Raw genomic sequence first — 22,606 nt, 5'->3', positions numbered from 1 at the left:
CGGTCGGTAACATCGCTTCCGCTCGTGGGTGATGGCTGCCACCGACGGAATGGTCCGTCGGAAGGGGAGGAAACAACTAAACCCTTGTACCCTTCATCGGTACGAGTCCGGGCCATCGTCGGGACCGGAGCGGAGGAGAGGGACAACGTGACGGTCGGATCGAAGTCGACTGTGGTGCGGGTGCCCAAGGCTGGTGAGCTGGTGGCCGCGAACCTGCGCCGCCGAATCATCACCGGCGAGCTCGGTGCGGGTGACCCGCTGCCGAACGAGTCGGTCCTGATGGAACAGTTCGGGGTGTCCCGTCCCACACTGCGCGAGGCCTTCCGGATCCTCGAATCCGAGTCGATCATCACGGTGCTCCGTGGGGCCCGTGGCGGCGCGCGGGTGATGGCGCCGGACCCGTCGGTCGCCGCCCGGTACACCGGACTGCTGCTCCAGTACAAGGGAACGCCGCTGGTCGACGTCTACCGTGCCCGCGCATCGCTCGAGGTGTCGGCGGTCGGCGTGCTCGCCGGGCCCGGTCACGCCGATGCGCTGGACACGCTCGCGGAGTCGATCGCGCAGGGCGCGGACATGGTCGGTGACGCGGCCGCGTTCGCGCACCACGACGTCCAGCTGCACCAGAGCCTGGTCGACCTGGCCGGTAACGAGACCCTCTCGGTCCTCGCCGGGATGCTCGCGCACATCATCGACGCTCACAACTCGCTGTTCATCGCCTCGCACGGCGACGAGCACGACCGTCCCGCTGCCCGCGCCGCGCAGCGCGCCTACACGAAACTGCTGGCGCTGCTGCGCAGTGGCGACGCGGTCGAGGCCCAGAGCTTCTGGCAGAAGAACCTGGACGGGATCGAGAAGTACATGGTGGGCGACTCCGCGACGACGCTGGTCGAGATCCTCTCCTGACCCCGGCTGCGGCGAGCCCGGCAGGTGCTCGGCAATGCGCGTACTGTGCGGTCTGTGAGCAGTCTGCGTGACGAGAAGGTCCGGGAGTTCCTCACACACGGGACCCGGACGGGCAAGCTCGGCTACCTCTCCGGAGATGGCCGGCCACTGGTGGCTCCGGTCTGGTTCCTGGTCGACGGCGACGATGTGGTGTTCAACACCGGTGCGTCGACGGCGAAGGGAAGATATCTTGCGCGCGATCCCCGTGTGGTGATGTGCGTCGACCTGGAGGAACCGCCGTACGCGTTCGTCCAGATCCAGGGCGACGCGGTGATCTCGACGGACCCCGACGACCTGCGGCGGGTGGCCACCGAGCTCGGCCGCCGGTACATGGGCGACGACCGGGCCGAGGAGTTCGGTCGCCGCAACGGTGTCCCCGGTGAGCTGGTCGTGAGGGTGCGTCCGACCAAGGTGATCGCGGCGCTCGACGTCACCGCTTGAGGGCCTGCCGGAGCGGCCGCAAATGGGTTCTGGCGGGACGACCCTGTAGATTGCGAGGGGTGCTCAACTCAGGAAATCCGGTGATCGACCGTCGCACGTGACCCCCTCGGACGGGCCGGGGCGCGGCGAGTGTGTTCGATCACTTTCCTGGTGGTTGGCCGACTCTCCTCTCAACTCGGTGACCGGCATGTGCCGGTGCTGCCTGCTGTAACGAACCAGGTCCGATCAGCAGATATACACCCGAGTGCGGGCCGTTCCGGTGGATATTCCGGTCCTGTGTCGGGCTCGGCTGGACAGGTGTGCTCGGTGTCCGCCGCGGGTCGATCCTTCGATGCGTGCGCGGGGGCGTGTGACGGTGGGTAGAAAGGCTCAGGGTTTGGACTCGCTAGGCGTCGGTGGACTGGAGAGTGACAACTCGTTCGGGGGGGACACGCAGGCTCAGGGGGCGCAGCCGTTCCCGCTCTCCCCGGCACAGCTCGGGATGTGGCTCGCGCAGCACGTCGACCCGACGGTGCCGGCCAACATCGCCCAGTACGTCGAACTGCACGGCGACCTCGACATCGCCCGCCTGCATCGGGCCACGAGCCGTGCTGCGGGGGAGACCGGGTCGGCGTACGTCCGGTTGCTCGAGATCGACACCGAGCCCCACCAGGTCGTGGACGCCTCGCTCGACGACACACCCGTGTACGTCGACCTGCGCGGCGAACCCGACCCGCGGGCGGCGGCTCTCGCATGGATGCGTGCCGACTACAGCGCGCCGGTCGATCTGCTCCGCGACCGCCTGGTCGTCGCGGCGGTGCTGCAGGTCGAGGACGACGTCTACTTCTGGTACAACCGCGCGCACCACGTCGTGTTGGACGGCTTCGGCGCGACGACCTTCGTCAACCGGGTGGCCGAGTGGTACACGGCCGAGACGAACGGGTCGGAGCCTTCGCCCGGCAAGTCGTCGCCGCTCGAGAAGGTGTACGACGCCGACCGCACCTACCGTGCCTCGACCCGTTTCGTGTCCGACCGTGAGTACTGGCTCGAACGGCTGACCGGGATCGACGAGACGACGAGTCTCGCCGGTCGCGCGGCACCGCCCGCAGCGCTGAGCCGCATCGACAGCGCCGCCCTGTCGGTGGGAACCGCGGCGCGGATGGACGCCTTCCTCGAGCGCGAGGACACCACGACCGCGACCGTCGTGATCGCGGCGTTCGCGGCGTACCTCGCCCAGATGACCGGTCGCGAGGACGTCGTCCTGAGCCTGCCGGTCACGGGACGCACGACGGCGGTCCTGCGGCGCTCCGGTGGTATGACCTCGAACGTCGTGCCGCTGCGTCTGACGGTCTCCCCGGACACCACGGTCTCGGACCTGCTGGGCCGGGTCGCCACCGAGGTCTCGGGTGCCCTGCGTCACCAGCGCTACCGTCACGAGGACATCCGCCGTGACGTCACCGGCGCGGCGGGTCAGGCGTCGTTCTTCGGTCCGTGGGTGAACATCATGATGTTCCACACCGAACTCCGGTTCGGCGACATGGTCGGCGAGCAGCACATCCTCTCGACCGGTCTGATCGAGGACCTCGGGGTCAACGTCTACCAGGGCATCGCGGGCACGTCGACGCACGTCGACTTCGAGTCGAACCCCAACCTGTACGGCGACGACGAGGCCCGGCGCAACCACGATCGCTTCGTCGAGTTCCTCGACCGGTACGCCGCGTCGGGGTCCGATCAGCCCGTGTGGGAGATCCCGCTCGGCACCGACCTCGAGCGGCGGGTCGTCCTGAACGACTGGGTCCGGACCGACCATCGCGTCGCCCGCCGCCACCTCGCGGAGGCGTTCGACCAGCAGGTGGCGCGTACCCCGGACGCGACCGCGATCGTGTACGAGGGCACCTCGCTCAGCTACGCAGAGCTCGATGCCCGCGCCGCCGGGCTCGCACACCTCCTGATCGACAGCGGCGTGGGTCCGGAATCCCTTGTCGGCCTGTCTATTCGACGATCGCTGGATCTGATCGTCGGTCTTAACGCGATCGTCAAGGCCGGCGGCGCGTGGGTGCCGATCGACCCGGACCATCCCGTCGATCGCACGTCGTACATCCTCGAGTCGGCGCGGCCGGCGTGTGTCCTGACCACCGCCCGCGACCAGGTCGATCTGCCCGCCGGGACCGTCACGATCGAGATCGACACGCTCGACTACCCGGGCCTCGACACCCGGCCGGTGACGGACGCCGATCGGCTCGCGCCGCTGCGCCCGGAGAACACGGCGTACGTGATCTACACGTCGGGTTCGACCGGCCGGCCCAAGGGCGTCGCCGTCTCGCACGCCGCGATCGACAACCAGCTCGAGTGGATGCTCCACGAGTATCCGATGGCCGAGTCGGACGTCTACCTGCAGAAGACCGCGACCACGTTCGACGTGTCGCTGTGGGGCTTCTTCATGCCGCTGCGCGTCGGCGCGTCCATGGTCGTCGCCACCCCGGACGGGCACCGCGACCCCGTGTACGTGGCGAACAAGATCGCCGAGCACGCGGTCACCGTCACCGACTTCGTGCCGTCGATGCTGACGGTGTTCGTCGCGAATGCGCCTGCCGGATCGTGTGATTCGTTGCGGGACGTCTTCGTCATCGGTGAGGCGCTGCCGCCCGAGACCGCCGCCGACTTCCGGAAGCTGTGCGGCGCCGGCCTGTACAACCTGTACGGCCCCACCGAGGCCGCGGTGTCGGTGACCTACTACGAGTCCGGTCCGCAGGACACCACCACGGTGCCGATCGGTGTGGCCGAGTGGAACACCCGTGCGTACGTCCTCGACCACCGGCTGCGGCCGGCGCCCATCGGGCGGCCGGGTGAGCTGTACCTCGCGGGCGATCAGTTGGCCCGCGGCTACGTCGGCCGGCCCGACATCACGTCGGATCGCTTCGTGGCCAATCCGTTCGGCGGCATCGACGGCATCGGCGTCGCCGGTGAGCGCATGTACCGCACCGGCGACCTCGTGCGCTGGCGGACGGACGGCACCCTCGACTACATCGGCCGCACCGACTTCCAGGTGAAGTTCCGCGGCCAGCGCATCGAGTTGGGCGAGATCGAGACGGTGCTGCTGGCGCACGACGACGTGTCGCAGACCGTGGTGCTCGTCGTCCCGACCGCGACCGGCGACCAGTTGGTCGCGTACGTGGTGCCCGCGCCGGGACGCACGATCGTCCCGGCGGAACTGGCCGAGTTCGCCGGCCGCTCGCTGCCGGCGTACATGGTGCCGGCGTCGGTGACGGTGCTCGACGCCTTCCCCCTCAACACCAGCGGCAAGCTCGACCGCAAGGCCCTCCCGGAGCCGATGTTCCTGAGCAACAAGGAATTCCGGGCTCCGCGCAGCGACGCCGAGAAGACCGTCGCCGCGGTCTACGCCGAGGTCCTCGGCATCGAGAAGGTGGGACTGGACGACGACTTCTTCGAGCTCGGCGGCAACTCCCTCGTCGCGACGCAGGTCGTGACGCGGGTCGGTGCGGCCCTCGACGTCCGGCTCGGTGTGCGTGAACTGTTCGAGGCGTCCACCGTCGCGGCCCTCGCCGCCCGCGCCGGGGCCACCGCGGTGCGCGGCACCGGAACGCCCACGCTGGGCTCGGTGCCGCGTCCCGAGCAGGTCCCGCTGTCGCTCGCGCAGCAGCGGATGTGGTTCCTCAACCGTTTCGACCCCACGACGGCGGTGTACAACCTGCCGTTCGCCGTCCGGTTGTCGGGCACCGTCGACCCTGGGGCGTTCGCGGCGGCCTTCGGCGACGTGATCGAGCGCCACGAGTCGCTGCGCACGATCTACCCCGAGGTCGACGGCGTCGCCCAGCAGGTCGTGCTTCCCGCGGCGGACGTCGTCCGCTCGCTGGAACCGGTCGCCACCATGCAGGCCGACCTCGACTCGACCCTGCTCCGGCTCGCGTCGCGCGGCTTCGACGTGACGACCGAGCCACCGTTCCGGATCGAGCTGCTGCGGCTGTCGGACAGCGAGTACGTGGTCGCGATGGTGCTCCACCACATCGCGGCCGACGGCTCGTCGTTCGGCCCGCTTGCCCGCGACCTGATGATCGCCTACGCCGCACGCGCCGAGGGGGCGGCCCCGGCGTGGGCGCCGCTGCCCGTGCAGTACGCCGACTACGCGGTGTGGCAGCACGAGATGCTCGGCTCCGAGTCCGATCCGAATTCGATTGCCGGACAGCAGATCGCCTATTGGACCCGCGCGCTCGCCGGGCTTCCGGATCAACTCGACCTGCCGGCCGATCGTCCTCGCCCCGCGGTCGCGTCCAACGCCGGTGCCAAGCTCCGGTTCGACATCCCGGCCGAGACGCACGCGCGCCTGCAGGGCGTCGCGCGTGAGCACGGCGCCACGCTGTTCATGGTCGTGCACGCGGCGTACGCGGTGCTGCTGTCCCGGCTCAGCGGAACGTCGGACATCGCGATCGGCACGCCTGTCGCGGGCCGCGGCGACGAGGCGCTCGACGGCCTGATCGGCATGTTCGTCAACACGCTCGTGCTCCGAGCGCAGGTGGACCCGGCGATCTCCTTCGCGGATCTGCTGGCCGCGGTCAAGGAGACCGACCTCGAGGCGTACGGCAACGCGGACGTCCCGTTCGAGTGGCTGGTCGAGGCGCTCGAGCCGACGCGCTCGCCCGCGCGCCACCCGCTGTTCCAGGCCATGCTGTCGGCCGAGGTGACCGGTGTCCGCGATCTGAGCTTCGCGGGAGTCCGCGCCGGCGCCGCCGAGCTGGACGTGCCGATCTCGAAGTTCGATCTCCAGCTGCAGATCTCGGAAGCCTTCGACGACTCCGGCGCCCCGGCCGCGGTCGCAGCGGTCTTCGAGTACGCCACCGATCTGTTCGACGAGTCGACCGTCGCGTCGTTCGCGCACCGCTTCGTGCGCATCCTCGACGCCGTCGTCGCGGACTCCGCGGTGCGGGTCGGCGACGTCGAGATTCTCGGTCCCGGTGAGATCGACACGCTCACCGGCGTCCAGGGTGACCCGGTCGAGCAGGAACGTCTCCTGGTCGACATCCTCACCGCGGGTGTGGCGGTCGATCCCGACGCGGCCGCGGTCGGGTGCGAGGGCACGGTGCTGAGCTACCGCGAACTCGAGGAACGATCGAGTCGACTGGCGCGGGAATTGGCCGCCACCGGTGTCGGACCCGAATCAGTTGTGGCGCTTGGATTCCCGCGGTCATGGGAGATGGTGCTCGCGGTGTGGGCGGTCGCCAAGACCGGTGCCGCGTACGTGCCCGTCGACCCGACCTACCCGGACGACCGGATCGCGCACATGCTGTCGGATTCGGGTGCGGTGCTGGGCATCACGTCCGCAGCCGATCTGGCGGACCTCCCGCAGGCGACGCGGTGGCACGCGCTCGACGCTCTCGAGTCGGCGGCGCGCGGTCGCGCGTCGGACCCGGTCCGGGACGCCGACCGCACGTCGGCACTGGGCCTCGACCACGTCGCGTACGTGATCTACACGTCCGGGTCGACCGGTCGGCCCAAGGGCGTCGCGGTCACGCACCGCGGCCTCGCCGGGCTGGTGGACCGGACACGGGAGCTCTACCGCGTCGGCTCGGGCGACCGGGTGCTCCACGTCTGTTCGCCCAGCTTCGACCCGTCGGTGCTCGAGTGGGCGCTCGCGGCGTCCGCAGGTGCCGAGCTGGTAGTGGTTCCTCCGACGATTCTCGGTGGCACGGAACTGCATTCGCTGCTCGCCGAGCAGCGAGTGACGCACGCGGTCATCACCCCGGCCGTGCTCGGGTCGATCAACCCGCACGGACTGGACGACCTGCGCGTCGTCTCTGTCGGCGGCGACGCGTCGACCGCTGAACTGGTGGGCCGGTGGGCCCCGGGCCGGCAGTTCTTCAACGCTTACGGACCCACCGAGACCACGATCGTCTCCACCCGCGCCGAACTGTTCGACGGACGACCGATCACCATCGGTAGCCCGGTGCCCGGCGTCGGCGCCCTGATCCTCGACACGCGGCTGCGGCCCGTCCCGGCGGGCGTCGCCGGTGAGCTGTACCTGACCGGCGGCGCGCTCGCCCGTGGATACGTCGACCGTCCCGGGCTCACCGCGGACCGGTTCGTCGCGAGCCCGTTCGGTGCTCCCGGCGAGCGGATGTACCGCACCGGCGACGTCGTCCGCTGGACGGCCGGAGCGAGCGCAGCGGCGGAGGGTGCCTCGCAGCTCGCCATCGAGTACGTCGGCCGCTCCGACTTCCAGGTCAAGGTGCGCGGATTCCGCATCGAACTCGGAGAGATCGACGCGGCCCTCACCGACCACCCCGACGTGTCCTTCGCGGCCACGGTCGGCCACCGCCTGCCATCGGACCAGATCGCGCTCGTCTCGTACATCTCGGCCGCGGACGGCGTCGGCGTCGCAGCGGTATCGGACCACGTGGCGTCGCTGCTGCCGTCGTACATGGTGCCCGCGTCGATCATCGTGCTCGACGAGGTGCCGCTCACGCCGGTGGGCAAGCTGGACCGCGCGGCCCTGCCCGCCCCGGTGTTCGAGGCCCGCGAGTTCCGGGCGCCGACGACACCGATCGAAGAGATCGTCGCCGACGTGTTCGCCGACGTCCTCGGGGTCGACCGGGTCGGGCTCGACGACGACTTCTTTGCGCTCGGCGGCAACTCGCTGATCGCGACGCAGGTGATGTCGCGGCTCGGTACCGCGTTGGACACCCGGATCCCGGTGCGGGTGCTGTTCGAGGTCTCGACGGTCGCCGCGCTCGCGGCCCGCGTCGAGCAGCACGCCGGCGCGGGTGCCCGCAAGGAACTTGTCGCGGCGCCCCGACCGGCTCGCGTCCCGCTCTCGCTCGCGCAGCAGCGGATGTGGTTCCTCAACCGACTCGATCCCGAATCGCCCACGTACAACCTGGCTTTCGCGCTCCGGTTGTCCGGTGTCCTGGACGTCAGCGGTCTCCAGGTCGCGATCATGGACGTCCTTGACCGGCACGAGTCGCTGCGCACGGTGTTCCCCGATTCGCCGGACGGACCGCACCAGGTGGTGCTCGACGCCGTCCAGAGCGTGCCGAACCTGTTACCCCGCGACGTCTCCCGGGAAGGGCTCCGGCACGCAACGCTCGGGCTGGCGGGACGCGGTTTCGACGTCACGACCGAGGCCCCGGTGCGGGCCGAACTGTTCCGTCTCGATCCCACCGAACACGTGCTGGCGATCGTGGTGCACCACATCAGCGCGGACGGTTGGTCGATGGGCCCGATGGCGCGCGACATCATGACGGCCTACGCCGCCCGGACCCAGTGGGATCAGCCCGCATGGGTCCCGCTGCCGGTGCAGTACGCGGACTACTCGCTGTGGCAGCGCGAGATCCTCGGCTCCGAGGACGACCCGAATTCGGTGATCTCGAGCCAGGCCCGTTACTGGACCGAGCACCTCGACGGCCTCGCCGACCAACTCGACCTGCCCGCCGACCGGCCCCGGCCGGCGCAGCAGTCGTTCCGCGGCGCGCACGTCGAGTTCGAGATCTCCCCGCACATCCACCGGGCCCTCGTCGACCTGGCGCACACGCAGGGCGCGTCGCTGTTCATGATCGTTCACGCGGCGCTCTCGGTGCTGCTGTCGCGGCTGGCGGGCACCCGGGACATCGCGATCGGTACCCCGGTCGCCGGACGCGGGGAGCAGGCCCTCGACAACCTCGTCGGCATGTTCGTCAACACCCTGGTCCTGCGGACCGACGTCGAGCAGACTGCCCGGTTCACCGAGGTTCTCGCGCACGCCCGGGACATCGCGCTGGGGGCGTTCGCGCACTCGGACATCCCGTTCGAGCGGCTCGTCGAGATCCTCAATCCGGCACGGTCGGCGGCCCGGCATCCGCTGGTCCAGGTCATGCTCTCGTTCGAGAACCTCGGCGCGACCCACCTCGACCTGCACGGCCTCACGATCGACAAGATCGACCTCGATGCCGCGGTCGCGAAGTTCGACCTGCAGTTCACGTTCCGCGAGACCATCGGCGAGGACGGACTCGCCGAGGGCATGACGGGCGAATTCACCTACGCGACGGATCTGTTCGACGAGTCGACCGTCCGCGCTTTCACCGCGCGTTTCCTGCGGGTGCTCGAGGCCGTGGTCGGCTCGCCCGATGTCGTCGTCGGTGACATCGAGCTGCTCGCCACCGATGAGGCCGCGCAGCTGACCGGTCCGGTCGGCCCCGCCGCTCCCGAGCCGATGCTGCTGGCGGATTTGCTGGCCGCGGCGGCGGACGCCGACCCCGATGCGGTGGCACTGATGGCCGAGACCGAGGACGTCACCTATCGCGAACTCGACGAGCGGTCCACGCGCCTGGCGCGGCTGCTGGTGTCGCGCGGCGCCGGCCCCGAGGACGTCATCGCGGTGGCCCTGACCCGGTCCGTCGCGTCCGTGACGGCGGTGTGGGCGGTCGCCAAGTCCGGTGCGGCGTTCGTGCCGGTCGACCCGAACTACCCGGGTGACCGTGTGGCACACATGGTTTCGGACTCGGGTGCGGTGCTGGGCGTGACCACGTCCGAGCACGCTGCGAGCCTGCCGGACGGCATTCCGTGGCTGGTCCTCGACGACGCAGCGGTGTCCGCCGCAGTGGACGAGCAGTCGCCGGTCCGGCTGTCGGACACCGATCGTGTGGGCCCGCTCGCGCCGACCCATCCCGCGTACGTCATCTACACGTCGGGTTCGACGGGTGTGCCGAAGGGCGTGGTGGTCACGCACACCGGCCTGGCGGCGTTCGCGGCCGAGCAGTTGGAGCGGTACGGCATCGAGTCTGGTTCGCGGACTCTGCATTTCGCGTCGCCGAGTTTCGACGCGTCGATTCTCGAGCTGTTGATGGCGTTCGGTGCCGGGGCCGCGATGGTGATCGCGCCGACGTCGATCTACGGCGGCCAGGAGCTCACGGACCTGTTGGCCGCCCGACGCGTGACGCACGCGTTCGTGACGCCGGCCGCGCTGGCGTCGGTGGATCCGGCGGGTCTGGACGCGCTGGGTGTGGTCGTGGTCGGTGGCGAGGCGTGTTCGGCCGATCTGGTGGCCCGGTGGGCGACCGGCGGCAGGCGGATGTTCAACGCGTACGGCCCGACCGAGGCGACCGTGGCGTCCAACATCTCCGATGCGCTGGTTCCGGGGGAGCCGGTCACGATCGGTCGCGCGATCCGCGGGGCCAACACCTACGTGCTCGACGACCGCCTGCACCCGGTTCCGGCCGGTGTCGTGGGTGAGCTGTACCTCGAGGGCCCCGGACTGGCCCGCGGCTACCACGGTCGCGCCGCGCTCACCGCGGAACGGTTCGTGGCGAACCCGTTCGGCGAGGCGGGTTCTCGCCTGTACCGCACCGGTGACGTCGTGCGGACGAGTGCCGATCGGGTGATCGAGTACGTCGGCCGCGCCGACGACCAGGTGAAGCTGCGCGGCTTCCGCATCGAACTCGGCGAGATCGAGGCCGTCCTGCACCGACAGGGCACCGTCGCGCACGCCGTGGTCGTCGTCCAGCGTGACCAGCTCGTCGCGTATCTCGTTGCCGCAGAGGATGCCTCGATCGACCCGGCCGCCGTGAAGGATGCCGTGGGACGCGCTCTGCCGTCGTACATGGTCCCGGCCGCCGTCGTCGTCCTCGACGAACTGCCGATCAGCGGCAGCGGCAAGCTCGACCGCCAGGCGCTGCCGGAACCCGAGTTCGAGACCCGTGAGTTCCAGGCGCCGCAGACGCGGATCGAGGCAGTCGTCGCCGATGTGTACGCGGACCTGCTCGGCGTCGCCCAGGTGGGACGCGACGACGACTTCTTCGAACTCGGCGGCAACTCGCTGATCGCGACGCGCGTCGTCGCCCGGGTCGGCGAGGCACTGGACACGTCCGTGCCGGTCCGTACGCTGTTCGAGGCGTCCACGGTGCGCACCCTCGCGGCGTGGATCGAGCAGGTCGCCGGTGCCGGTGGCCGCCCGCGCCTCGTAGCCCGGCCCCGGCCGGACGTCGTGCCGCTGTCGTACGCGCAGCAGCGCATGTGGTTCCTCAACCGCTTCGACACCGATTCGGCCGGGAACAACATCCCCGTCGCCGTCCGGCTGTCGGGGCTGTTGGACCGCACCGCGATGCGGGCGGCCGTGGCCGACGTGATCGCACGTCACGAGTCGCTGCGCACCGTGTACCCCGAGATCGACGGTGTCGGAAGCCAGGTGATCCGTCCGGCGTCGCAGGTCTCGATCGCACTCGATCCGATCGCGGTCACCACGGAAGAACTGATCTTCGCCCTCGGCGACCTCGCACGATCGACGTTCGACGTCACTCGCGACGTTCCCCTGCGGGCGGCACTGTACGAGCTGAGCCCCACCGAACACGTGCTGGCTCTGGTCGTGCACCACATCGCGGCCGACGGCTTCTCGATGGGGCCGTTGACCCGCGACGTGATGGTCTCCTACACCGCGCGCTGCGAGGGCGGCATCCCGGCGTGGGCGCCGCTTCCGGTGCAGTACGCGGACTACTCGCTGTGGCAGCGGAAGGTCCTCGGCTCGGAGGACGATCCGGATTCGCTGCTGTCCCAGCAGGTCTCGTACTGGACGGACCGGCTCGCCGGCCTGCCCGAGCAGATCGACCTGCCGACCGATCGTCCGCGACCTGCGATCGCGTCCGGCCGTGGCGCGACCCATCGCTTCGCGGTCGCCGCGCAGACACACCAAGCAGTCGTCGCGCTCGCTCAGCGTGCGAACATGACCCCGTTCATGGTGGTGCACGCGGCGCTGTCGGTGCTGCTGGCCCGGTTGAGCGGAACGTCGGACATTGCCATCGGAACGCCCGTCGCCGGTCGTGGCGAGGCTGCGTTGGACGACGTCGTCGGCATGTTCGTCAACACGCTGGTGCTGCGTGCCGAGGTGGACGGCGGAGAGTCGTTCGCGGATCTCCTCACTCGAATCCGCGAACACGACCTCGCGGCCTTCGCCCACGCGGACGTGCCGTTCGAGCGGCTGGTCGACGTGCTCGCGCCGACGCGTTCGCAGGCGCGGAACCCGCTGTTCCAGGTGATGCTGGCGTTCCAGAACCTCGGCCGCACGAGCCTCGAACTGCCGGGAGTCACGGTCTCCGAGGTCGAGTTCGACGACGTCTTCTCGAAGTTCGACCTCCAGGTCACCGTCATGGAAGCGACCGATGCCAACGGCACCGCCGGTGGCCTCACGATCGAGTTGACGTACGCGACCGACCTGTTCGACGAGTCGTCGGCGCGAGTGTTCGCCGATCGGTTCGTCCGGGTGCTCGAATCGGCGACGGGGGATCCGGCCCGGGTGGTCGGTGACGTCGAGTTGCTGGGCGCCGCGGAGCGGTCGACGCTTCTCGACACCTGGACGGCGACGGACCACGCCGTCGGCGGTGCGACGCTGGTCGACCTGTTCGATTCCCAGGTCGCGGCGACGCCGGGTGCGCCGGCGGTCGTTTCCGCGGGCGAGACCGTCACGTACGGCGAGTTCGCCTCTCGGGTGCGCGGTTTGGCGCGATTCCTGATCTCCGAGGGCGTCGGACCGGAGTCGCTCGTGGCGGTGGCGACGGCGCGTTCGGTGGAGCAACTCGTCGCGGTCCACGCCGTGCTGGCCGCGGGAGCCGGGTATGTGCCGGTGGATCCCGATCAGCCGGTCGAGCGCAACACCTACATCCTCGAGACGGCGAACCCTGTTCTGGTGCTGTCGACGTCGGCCGATCGCGCCGCTGTGCCCTCGGGCGTGCGGGTGGTGGATCTGGACGAGGTCGACGTGTCCGGCTACTCGGACCGTCCGATCGCCGCCGGTGAGCGGGTGTCGCCCCTCCACGCCGACAATCCGGCGTACGTGATCTTCACGTCGGGTTCGACGGGCCGCCCCAAGGGTGTGGCGGTGAGTCACCGCGCGGTCGTGAATCAGTTGCAGTGGATGCAGGGCGAGTACGGGCTCGGCCCGGCGGACCGGGTGTTGCTCAAGACGACGTTCACGTTCGATGCCTCGGTGTGGGAGTTGTTCTGGCCGTTGCAGGTCGGTGCGAGCATCGTGGTCGCCTCGCGGGACGCGCACCGCGATCCGGTCGAGATGGCGCGCGCGATCGGGGAACAGTCCGTCTCCGTCGTGCAGTTCGTGCCGTCGGTGCTGGACGTGGTGGTCGAGCATCTCGATCCCGACCGGGCGGTGTCGTTGCGGCGTGTGTTCTGCGGCGGCGAGGCGCTGACGTCGGCCACCGTGGAGCGTCTGCGCCGGGTGTGCGGTGCATCGGTCCACAACCTGTACGGCCCGACCGAGACGACCGTGCAGGCGACGCGCTACAACGTCGCCGCATCGGACGAGACGTTCGGGACCGTCCCCATCGGCGCGCCGGTGTGGAACACCCGGGCTCACGTTCTGGATGCGCGGTTGCGTCCGGTCCCGGTGGGGGTCCCGGGCGAGCTGTACCTGGCGGGCGTGCAGTTGGCGCGCGGCTACGTGTCGCGGGCCGATCTGACCGCCGACCGCTTCGTCGCGAACCCGTTCTCCACCGGTGGCGACCGGATGTACCGCACGGGTGACCTGGTGCGGTGGAACAGCTCTGGTCGGTTGGAGTACATCGGTCGCACGGACTTCCAGGTGAAATTGCGGGGTCTGCGGATCGAGTTGGGCGAGATCGAGACGGCGCTGCTGGCGTTGCCGCGGATCACGCAGTCGGCGGTGTCGGTCAAGGCCGATCAGCTGGTCGCGTACGTGGTGGCCGACGGATCGCTGGATCTTGCCGTGGTGAAGGCAGAGCTGGCGCGGTCGCTGCCGTCGTACATGGTGCCGGCAACCTTCGTCGTCCTCGACCGGTTCCCGCTCAACGCGTCGGGCAAGCTGGATCGGCGGGCGCTGCCGGAGCCGGTGTTCGAGGCCCGTGAGTTCCGGGCACCGACGACGCCCGTGGAGGAGATCGTCGCCGGTGTCTTCGCGGATCTCCTCGGCGTGGACCGAGTCGGTTCGGACGACGACTTCTTTGCGCTCGGTGGCAACTCGCTGGTGGCGACGCAGGCGGTCGCCCGGTTGGGTGCGGCGCTCGATGCGCAGGTGCCGGTGCGCGTCGTGTTCGAGGCATCAACGGTGGCGGCACTCGCGGCGAAGGTCCAGCAGTTGGCCGGGGCGGGCGCACGCAAGGCGCTCACTGCCGGGCCGCGCCCGGACCGGCTGCCGTTGTCGCTTGCGCAGCAACGGATGTGGTTCCTGAACCGGTTCGAGCCCGATTCGGCCGTGAACAACATCCCGATGGCGATCCGGTTGACGGGCGCGTTGGACGTCGATGCACTCGGCGCCGCGCTGCGTGACGTCGTGGCCCGGCACGAGTCGCTGCGTACGGTCTTCCCGGACGTCGACGGTGTGGGAACCCAGACGATCCTGCCGACCGAGCAGGCCGCGATCGAGATCGTCGCCGAGTCGGCGACCGAGACCGACCTCGCTGCGCGGATCGAGGCGCTGGCGTCGGGCGGATTCGACCTGACGAAGGATGTTCCGCTGCGTGCCGGGCTGTTCCGGCTCGCGGCCGACCAGCACGTGCTCGTCCTCGTGGTGCACCACATCGCGTCCGACGGCTTCTCGATGGCACCGCTGACCCGGGACGTGATGGTCGCCTACGCGGCGCGGTCGGCGGGCGAGCTTCCGGGCTGGTCGCCGCTCGCGGTGCAGTACGCCGACTACGCGTTGTGGCAGCGTGACGTCCTCGGCGCCGAAGACGATCCGGACTCGCTGATCTCGAAGCAGGTCTCGTACTGGACCGAGCGGCTTTCCGGTCTGCCGGAGCAGCTGGATCTGCCGTCGGATCGTCCGCGTCCGATGATCGCGTCGAATCATGGTGCGTCGTACCGATTCTCGATCGACCCCGAGCTGCATTCCGCGATCGGGTCGATGGCGCGCGCACACGGCGCGACGCCGTTCATGGTGGTCCACGCGGCACTGTCGGCTCTGCTGGCGCGACTGAGCGGAACCTCCGACATCGCGATCGGCACGCCGGTCGCGGGCCGCGGCGAGGCCGCACTCGACGACCTGATCGGCATGTTCGTCGGCACGCTGGTCCTGCGGGCCGAGGTCGACGGTGGTCAATCGTTCGCCGACCTGCTGGGTCAGGTCCGCGCCACCGATCTTGCAGCCTTCGAGCACGCCGACCTGCCGTTCGAGCGGCTCGTCGAGATCCTCGACCCGGACCGGTCGCAGGCGCGGCACCCGCTGTTCCAGGTGATGCTGGCGTTCCAGAACCTGGACCGCGCGTCGCTCGAGCTGGCCGGTCTGAACGTCGCTGTCGTCGACTTCGACGCCGCGATCGCGAAGTTCGATCTGCAGGTGACCGTCGAGCCTTCCGAGCACGGGTACTCGGTCGAACTCACCTACGCGACCGACCTCTTCGACGAGTCGACCATGCGGGCGTTCGGCGACAGGTTCGTCCGCCTCCTCGAGTCGGTGACGTCGGATCCGGCGGCGGTCGTCGGGGACGTCGAGTTGCTCGACGGTGCGGAGCGGTCGCTGGTCCTCGAGGGCTGGAATGCGACCGCGCATGCGGTCGAGGGATCGACGCTGGTGGACGTGTTCGAGGCGCAGGTGCTGCGTTCTCCGGACGCGACGGCGCTGGTGTTCGAGGGGCAGTCGCTGACCTACGCCGAGTTCGCGTCCCGGGCGCATCGCACGGCCCGGTTCCTGATCTCGGAGGGTGTGGGCCCGGATTCGCTGGTCGGCCTGGGAATGCGCCGGTCGCTGGATCTGCTGGTGGGCATGTACGCGGTGCTGGCCGCCGGTGGCGGCTACGTGCCGATCGATCCGGATCAGCCGGCGGAACGCAACGGCTACATCCTGGCGACGGCGAATCCGGTTCTGCTGCTGTCGACGTCGCGCGACGCCGTGGATCTGCCCGAGACGGGCCCGGTGGTGAACCTCGACGCCGTCGATGTGTCGGCGTTCTCGGACGCACCCGTCACCGACCCGGACCGGCGCTCGCCGTTGCGTCCCGGCAACGCGGCATACGTGATCTTCACGTCGGGTTCGACCGGGCGACCGAAGGGTGTGGCCGTCGAGCATGCCGCGATCGTCAACCAGGTCCGCTGGCTTTGCGCCGAGTACGACCTGGGCGCCGACGACGTGGTCCTGCAGAAGACCCCGTTCACCTTCGACGTGTCGCTGTGGGAGTTGTTCGGCACGCTCGCGGTCGGCGGTCGCCTCGTGATCGCGTCCCCGGACGGACATCGCGATCCGGAGTACCTGAAGCGGGTGATCGAGGAGCAGTCGGTGACGACGACGTCGTTCGTGCCGTCGATGCTGTCGGCGTTCACCGCGCAACTGGCGGAGGGCGACTGCGGGACGCTGCGTGCGGTGCTGGTCGCCGGCGAGGCGTTCCCGACTGCTGCGGCCGACGCCTTCACCGCAGTGAACGGTGCGGCGCTGTACAACCTCTACGGCCCGACGGAGTTCGCGGTGCACGCCACGGCGCGCCCGGTCGCGGGCACCGTGGGCGCGAGCGTCGCAATGGGATCGCCGGTGTGGAACAGCCGGGCCTACGTGCTCGACGCGCGACTGCGTCCGGTGCCGGCCGGGGTCGCGGGTGAGTTGTACCTGGCCGGCGCCCAGTTGGCGCGCGGCTACTTCGGCCGCGGCGACCTGACGGCGGACCGGTTCGTGGCGAACCCCTTCGGCGCCACCGGCGAGCGGATGTACCGCACCGGTGACCTGGTCAAGTGGACTGCCGGGGCGAGCGCAGCGACGGGGGATGTCACGGTCGGCGAGCTCGAGTACCTGGGCCGCACCGACTTCCAGGTGAAGCTGCGGGGTCTGCGGATCGAACTCGGCGAGATCGAGACCGCACTGCTGGCGCTGCCGCGGATCACGCAGTCGGTGGTGCTCGTGAAGAACGATCAGCTGGTCGCCTATGTGGTGGCCGGCGGTTCGTTGGACGTCGACTCCGTGAAGGCGGAGCTGTCGCGGTCGCTGGCGTCGTACATGGTGCCGTCGACGTTCGTGGTCCTCGGCGAGTTCCCGCTCAATGCGTCGGGCAAGCTGGACCGGAAGGCGTTGCCGGAGCCGGTGTTCGAGGCTCGCGAGTTCCGAGCGCCGGCGACGCCGGTGGAGGAGATTGTCGCGGGCGTGTTCGCCGAGGTCCTCGATCTCGACCGGGTGGGTCGCGGCGACGACTTCTTCGCGCTCGGCGGCAACTCGCTGATCGCGACGCAGGTGGTCTCGCGACTCGGCGCCGCGCTAGATGCGCGGGTCCCCGTCCGCGACCTGTTCGAGGCGTCGACCGTGGAGGCGCTCGCGGCGCGACTGTCGGTACACGCCGGCGGTGGCCGTCAGGCACTGGTCGCGCGGACCCGGCCGGAGCGGATCCCGCTGTCGCTCGCGCAGCAGCGGATGTGGTTCCTCAACCGCTTCGACACCGAATCCACCGCGTACAACATCCCGATGGCACTGCGACTGTCCGGCGATCTCGACGTCGCGGCCCTCGAGCGGGCCATCGCCGACGTGACGGCCCGGCACGAGTCGCTGCGCACGGTGTTCCCGGCCACTGACGACGGCCCCGAGCAGGTGATCCTGCCCGCCGACCGTGCCGTGGTCGAACTCGAGGCGATCGACGTCGAGCCTGCCGAGGTGGCCGACCGACTGCGTGCGCTCGCGGCGACCCGCTTCGACGTGACGGCGGACGTCCCGATCGGGGTGGAGTTGTACCGCACCGGCGTCGGCGAGTTCGTGCTCGGGATGGTCGTCCACCACATCAGCGCGGACGGTGTGTCCCTCGCGCCGCTGACACGGGACGTGATGACCGCGTATGCCGCGCGGGCCACCGGGCACGCCCCGGGCTGGGCGCCGCTGACCGTGCAGTACGCCGACTACGCACTGTGGCAGCGCGAGGTCCTGGGCGACGAGAACGATCCGGCATCGCTGTCGGCGCAACAGCTCTCGTACTGGGCGGACACGCTCGCCGATCTGCCGGACCAGCTGAACCTGCCGGCCGATCACCCGCGTCCGGCGGTGCAGTCGTTCCGTGGTGGGCTGGTCGAGTTCGAGATCGACGCCGCGACGCACCGTGGGCTGCGCGATCTGGCACGCGGGCAGAACGCGACGCTGTTCATGGCGGTGCACTCGGCCTTCGCGGTGCTGCTGTCGCGGCTGTCGGGCAGCGACGACATCGCCGTGGGAACCCCGATCGCGGGCCGTGGCGAGGCATTGCTCGACGATCTCGTCGGCATGTTCGTCAACACGCTCGTGTTCCGCACGCGGATCGACGGCGACCGCTCGTTCGCCGATACCCTCGCCGCGGTCCGCGAGGGTGACCTGCAGGCGTTCGCGAATGCGGACGTCCCGTTCGAGCGACTGGTCGAGGTGCTCAACCCGACGCGGTCCACCGCGCGGCACCCGCTGTTCCAGGTGGGCTTCTCGTTCCAGAACCACGACCGCGGCACCTTCGAACTCCCGGGGCTCACGGTGGACGCGGCCGAGGTGGAATCCGGTGTGGCGCAGTTCGATCTGCACCTGATCGTCGAGGACCACTACGACGACAGCGGTGATCCGGTCGGCATGAAGGCGTCCATGACGTATGCCGCCGATCTGTTCGACGAGCCGACCGTCCAGTCCTTCGCGGACCGATTCGCCCGGCTGCTCAGCACCGTCGTCGTCAAGCCGGCGGTGCCCGTGGGCGACGTCGATCTGCTCGGCGTCGACGAGCGGGCCGAGTTGCTGGCCGGACGCAACGCGACCGATCGGCACGTCGAGTCGGCGACGCTGGTCGATCTGTTCGACGCTCAGGTCGCGGCCACCCCGGACGCCGTCGCGCTGGTGTCGGGCGACGAGCGCCTCACGTATTTCGAGCTCGACGCGCGCGTGAACCGTCTCGCACGCCACCTCGTCGGGCTGGGTGTGGGACCGGAATCGTCCGTGGCCCTGGCGATTCGCCGATCGGTCGACCTGCTGGTCGCCATGTACGCGGTCGCCAAGACCGGCGGCGCCTACCTCCCCGTGGACCCGGACCAGCCCGCCGAGCGGACCGGGTACATCCTGGACGCGGCGGAGCCGGTCTGTGTCCTCACCACTTCGCAGGCTGGTTTCACGGCTGATCAGTGGCCGGTGCTCGAGATCGACACGCTCGACCTCGGGGCGTTGTCGGGTGCGCCGATCACGGACGCCGAGCGACTGCGACCGCTGCGACCCGAGAACACCGCGTACGTGATCTTCACGTCCGGTTCGACGGGCCGACCCAAGGGCGTCGCCGTCCCGCATGGCGCGATCGTCAACCAGTTGCGCTGGATGCGTGACGAATACGACCTGGGCGTATCGGACGCGGCACTGCTCAAGACCGCTGCCACGTTCGACCTGTCGGTGTGGGAGTTCTGGTCGATGCCCACGAGCGGTGGACGCCTTGTGATCGCGGCACCGGACGGCCACCGCGACCCCGGCTACCTGCTGCAGGTCCTGCACGACGAGCAGGTGACCGCGTTCCACGTCGTCCCGTCGATGCTGTCGATGTTGCTGACCACCGGTGCGCTGCCGTCGTCGCTGCGTCACGTCTTCGCGATCGGTGAGGCCCTGCCCGCCACCACGGCGCAGACGTTCCGGGAGCGGAGTACCGCGACGTTGCACAACCTGTACGGCCCCACCGAGGCCGCGGTGTCGGTGACCCACCACGAGGTGACGGCCGACGACACCGCCGTCGTCCCGATCGGTGTGCCCGAGTGGAACACCCAGGTGTACGTGCTCGATTCGCGGCTGAACCCGGTGCCGGCGGGCGTGACCGGCGAGCTGTACCTGGCCGGTGCCCAGTTGGCGCGCGGCTACTTCGGCCGCGCCGATCTCACGGCCGACCGGTTCGTCGCCAACCCGTGGTCGAGCGGCGAGCGGATGTACCGCACCGGTGACGTGGTGCGGTGGACAATCCGGGCGAGCGAAGCGACGGGGTATGTCACAGCGGGTGAGCTCGAGTACGTCGAGCGCGCCGACTTCCAGGTGAAGGTGCGCGGCTTCCGCATCGAGCTCGGCGAGATCGAGGCCGCGCTGCGCGACCTGACGGCCGTGGCGGCGGCCGCGGTCACCGCACACAGCGACGACCGCACCGGCGATCGTCTGGTCGCCTACGTGGTGCCGGCCGCCGACGCTCCCGACGCGCTCGATACCGAGCAGGTGCGGGTGGAGCTGGCGCGGACACTGCCGTCGTACATGGTGCCGTCGGCGTTCGTGGTGCTGGAGGCGTTGCCGCTCAATGCGAACGGCAAGCTCGACCGCAAGGCACTCCCGGCGCCGGTGTTCGAGGCGCGGGAGTTCCGGGCGGCGACCACTCCGCTCGAGGAGATCGTCGCGGGAGCGTTCGCGGACGTGCTCGGGGTGGAGCGCGTCGGCGTGGACGACGACTTCTTCGAGCTCGGTGGCAACTCGCTGGTCGCGACGCAGCTCGTGGCGCGGCTCGGTGCGGCCCTCGACACCCAGGTGCCGGTGCGCGTGGTGTTCGAGGACTCCACGGTGGCCGGGGTGGTTGCCGCCGTCACGCCGCTCGTCGGCCGCGGGGCCCGCGCCCCGCTCACGGCCCGGCCGCGCCCCGACCTGGTTCCGCTGTCGCTCGCCCAGCAGCGGATGTGGACGCTGAACCAGGTCGATCCGGCGTCGGCCGCGTACAACATCCCGGTGGCGGTCCGGCTGTCCGGTGCGCTCGACGTCGATGTCCTGCGGGACGCGGTCGCCGACGTGATCGGGCGGCACGAGGTGCTGCGCACGATGTACCCGGACAGCGTGAACGGGCCGGTCCAGCAGGTGGTTCCGGTCGATCAGGCCGTGCCGCGGTTGGATTCGATCGCGGTCACCGAGGCCGAGATCGTCGATCGGCTCACCGAGTTCGTCGGCCGCGGATTCGATGTCACGACCGAGGTGCCGGTCCGCGCCGCGCTGTACGCGATCGGAAACGACGAGCACATGCTCGCGTTCGTGGCACACCACGTCAGCGCCGACGGCTTCTCGATGGGGCCGCTGATCCGGGACGTCATGCTCGCGTACGTGACGCGGGTCGACGGCGGTGTGCCGCAGTGGCAGCCGCTGACGGTGCAGTACGCCGACTTCAGCCTGTGGCAGCGGGAGGTGCTCGGCACCGAGTCCGACCCGGAGTCGGTGGTGGCGCGCCAGATCGCGTACTGGGCGGACGCGCTGAAGAACGCGCCCGAGCTGTCGGCGCTGCCGACCGATCGTCCGCGTCCGGCCCGGCCGTCGATGGCCGGTGCCTCCGTCGACATCGACATCGACGCGGAACTCGCGGCGCGCGTGGAGAACACGGCCCGCGAGCAGGGTGCGACGACGTTCATGGTGTTCCACGCGGCGCTCGCGGTGCTGCTGTCGCGGCTCGGTGGTTCGAACGACGTCACCATCGGCACACCGGTCGCCGGTCGCGGTGAGGCCGCGCTCGACGACCTGATCGGCATGTTCGTGAACACGCTGGCGCTGCGGACCCGCGTCGAGCCGTCGTCGTCGTTCGGGGACCTGTTGGCGCACGCCCGGACGCAGGATCTCGCGGCGTTCGGCAACGCCGACGTGCCGTTCGAGCAGGTGGTCGACGCGGCCGGGGTCCGGCGGTCGAGCGCGTACACACCGCTGTTCCAGGTGATGCTGACGTTCCAGAACATGGACACCGGCACCTTCGCGCTGCCGGGCCTGGAGGTGTCGGCGCTCGATCTGGGCGGCGACCAGGCCAAGTTCGACCTGCAGCTCACCGCGGTGGAGCAGTTCGACGCCGACGGTGCCCTCACCGGTGTGCGGGCGATGTTCACGTACGCGACCGATCTGTTCGACCGGGACACGGTGGCCGCGTTCGGGGAGCGGTTCGTGCGGATCCTCGACGCGGTGACCGACGACCCGGCGATCGTGCTGCGGGCGATCGACGTCACCACCGACGCGGAGCGGGAGGCGCTCGCACCGAAGAAGGAATTGACGGTCGACGACCTGCCCGAACTGGTGGCGGGCGCCGCACGGGTCGCGCCGGACACGGTGGCCGTCTCGCACGGTGGCACCGACGTCACGTTCGGTGAACTGCACGCCAAGCTCGACGCGACCGCCACCGCGACGGGCGGCGCCCTCAAGGCCGAGGCGCTCATGACCGTGGCGCTGTCGGGCCTGCTGCCGGGAATTCTCCCGGCGCTGGGTGCGGACGGCTACGGCGCGGCGATCGCGACGTTGATCGCCGACGCCTCCGCAATCGCCGAGGGCGGAATCGTGTGACCGCGTTCGGATGAGCCGGGGGAGCCGATCGATCGGCTCCCCCGAATCAGGTGGGCGAATTCGAGGTAGATG

General features: G+C 70.0%; 3 protein-coding genes. All 3 read left to right on the top strand.

Annotated features, from left to right (window positions below; genetic code table 11):
- Positions 1-147 precede the first annotated feature (147 nt).
- The 3 genes from ACQ5DX_RS17435 to ACQ5DX_RS17425 all read left to right on the top strand — a co-directional run bounded on the left by ACQ5DX_RS17435 (position 148) and on the right by ACQ5DX_RS17425 (position 22,534).
- The gene (locus ACQ5DX_RS17435; protein WP_430333763.1) at positions 148-903 is read left to right on the top strand and encodes a FadR/GntR family transcriptional regulator; all 756 of its coding nucleotides are present in this window, start codon (positions 148-150) and stop codon (positions 901-903) included.
- A 63-nt stretch (positions 904-966) separates the two neighbouring features.
- A complete protein-coding gene (locus tag ACQ5DX_RS17430; protein ID WP_430335720.1) occupies positions 967-1,383 on the top strand; it encodes a PPOX class F420-dependent oxidoreductase in 417 nt (138 codons plus the stop codon).
- A 331-nt stretch (positions 1,384-1,714) separates the two neighbouring features.
- Entirely contained in the window at positions 1,715-22,534 is a 20,820-nt protein-coding gene (locus ACQ5DX_RS17425; RefSeq protein WP_430333762.1) for a non-ribosomal peptide synthase/polyketide synthase, read from the top strand.
- Positions 22,535-22,606: the final 72 nt, after the last annotated feature.

It is taken from the genome of Rhodococcus sp. ACT016 (assembly GCF_050477185.1).
Lineage (GTDB): Bacteria > Actinomycetota > Actinomycetes > Mycobacteriales > Mycobacteriaceae > Prescottella.
The sequence above is the reverse complement of the archived record's forward strand: the minus strand, read 5'-3'. Positions and strand labels throughout refer to the sequence as shown.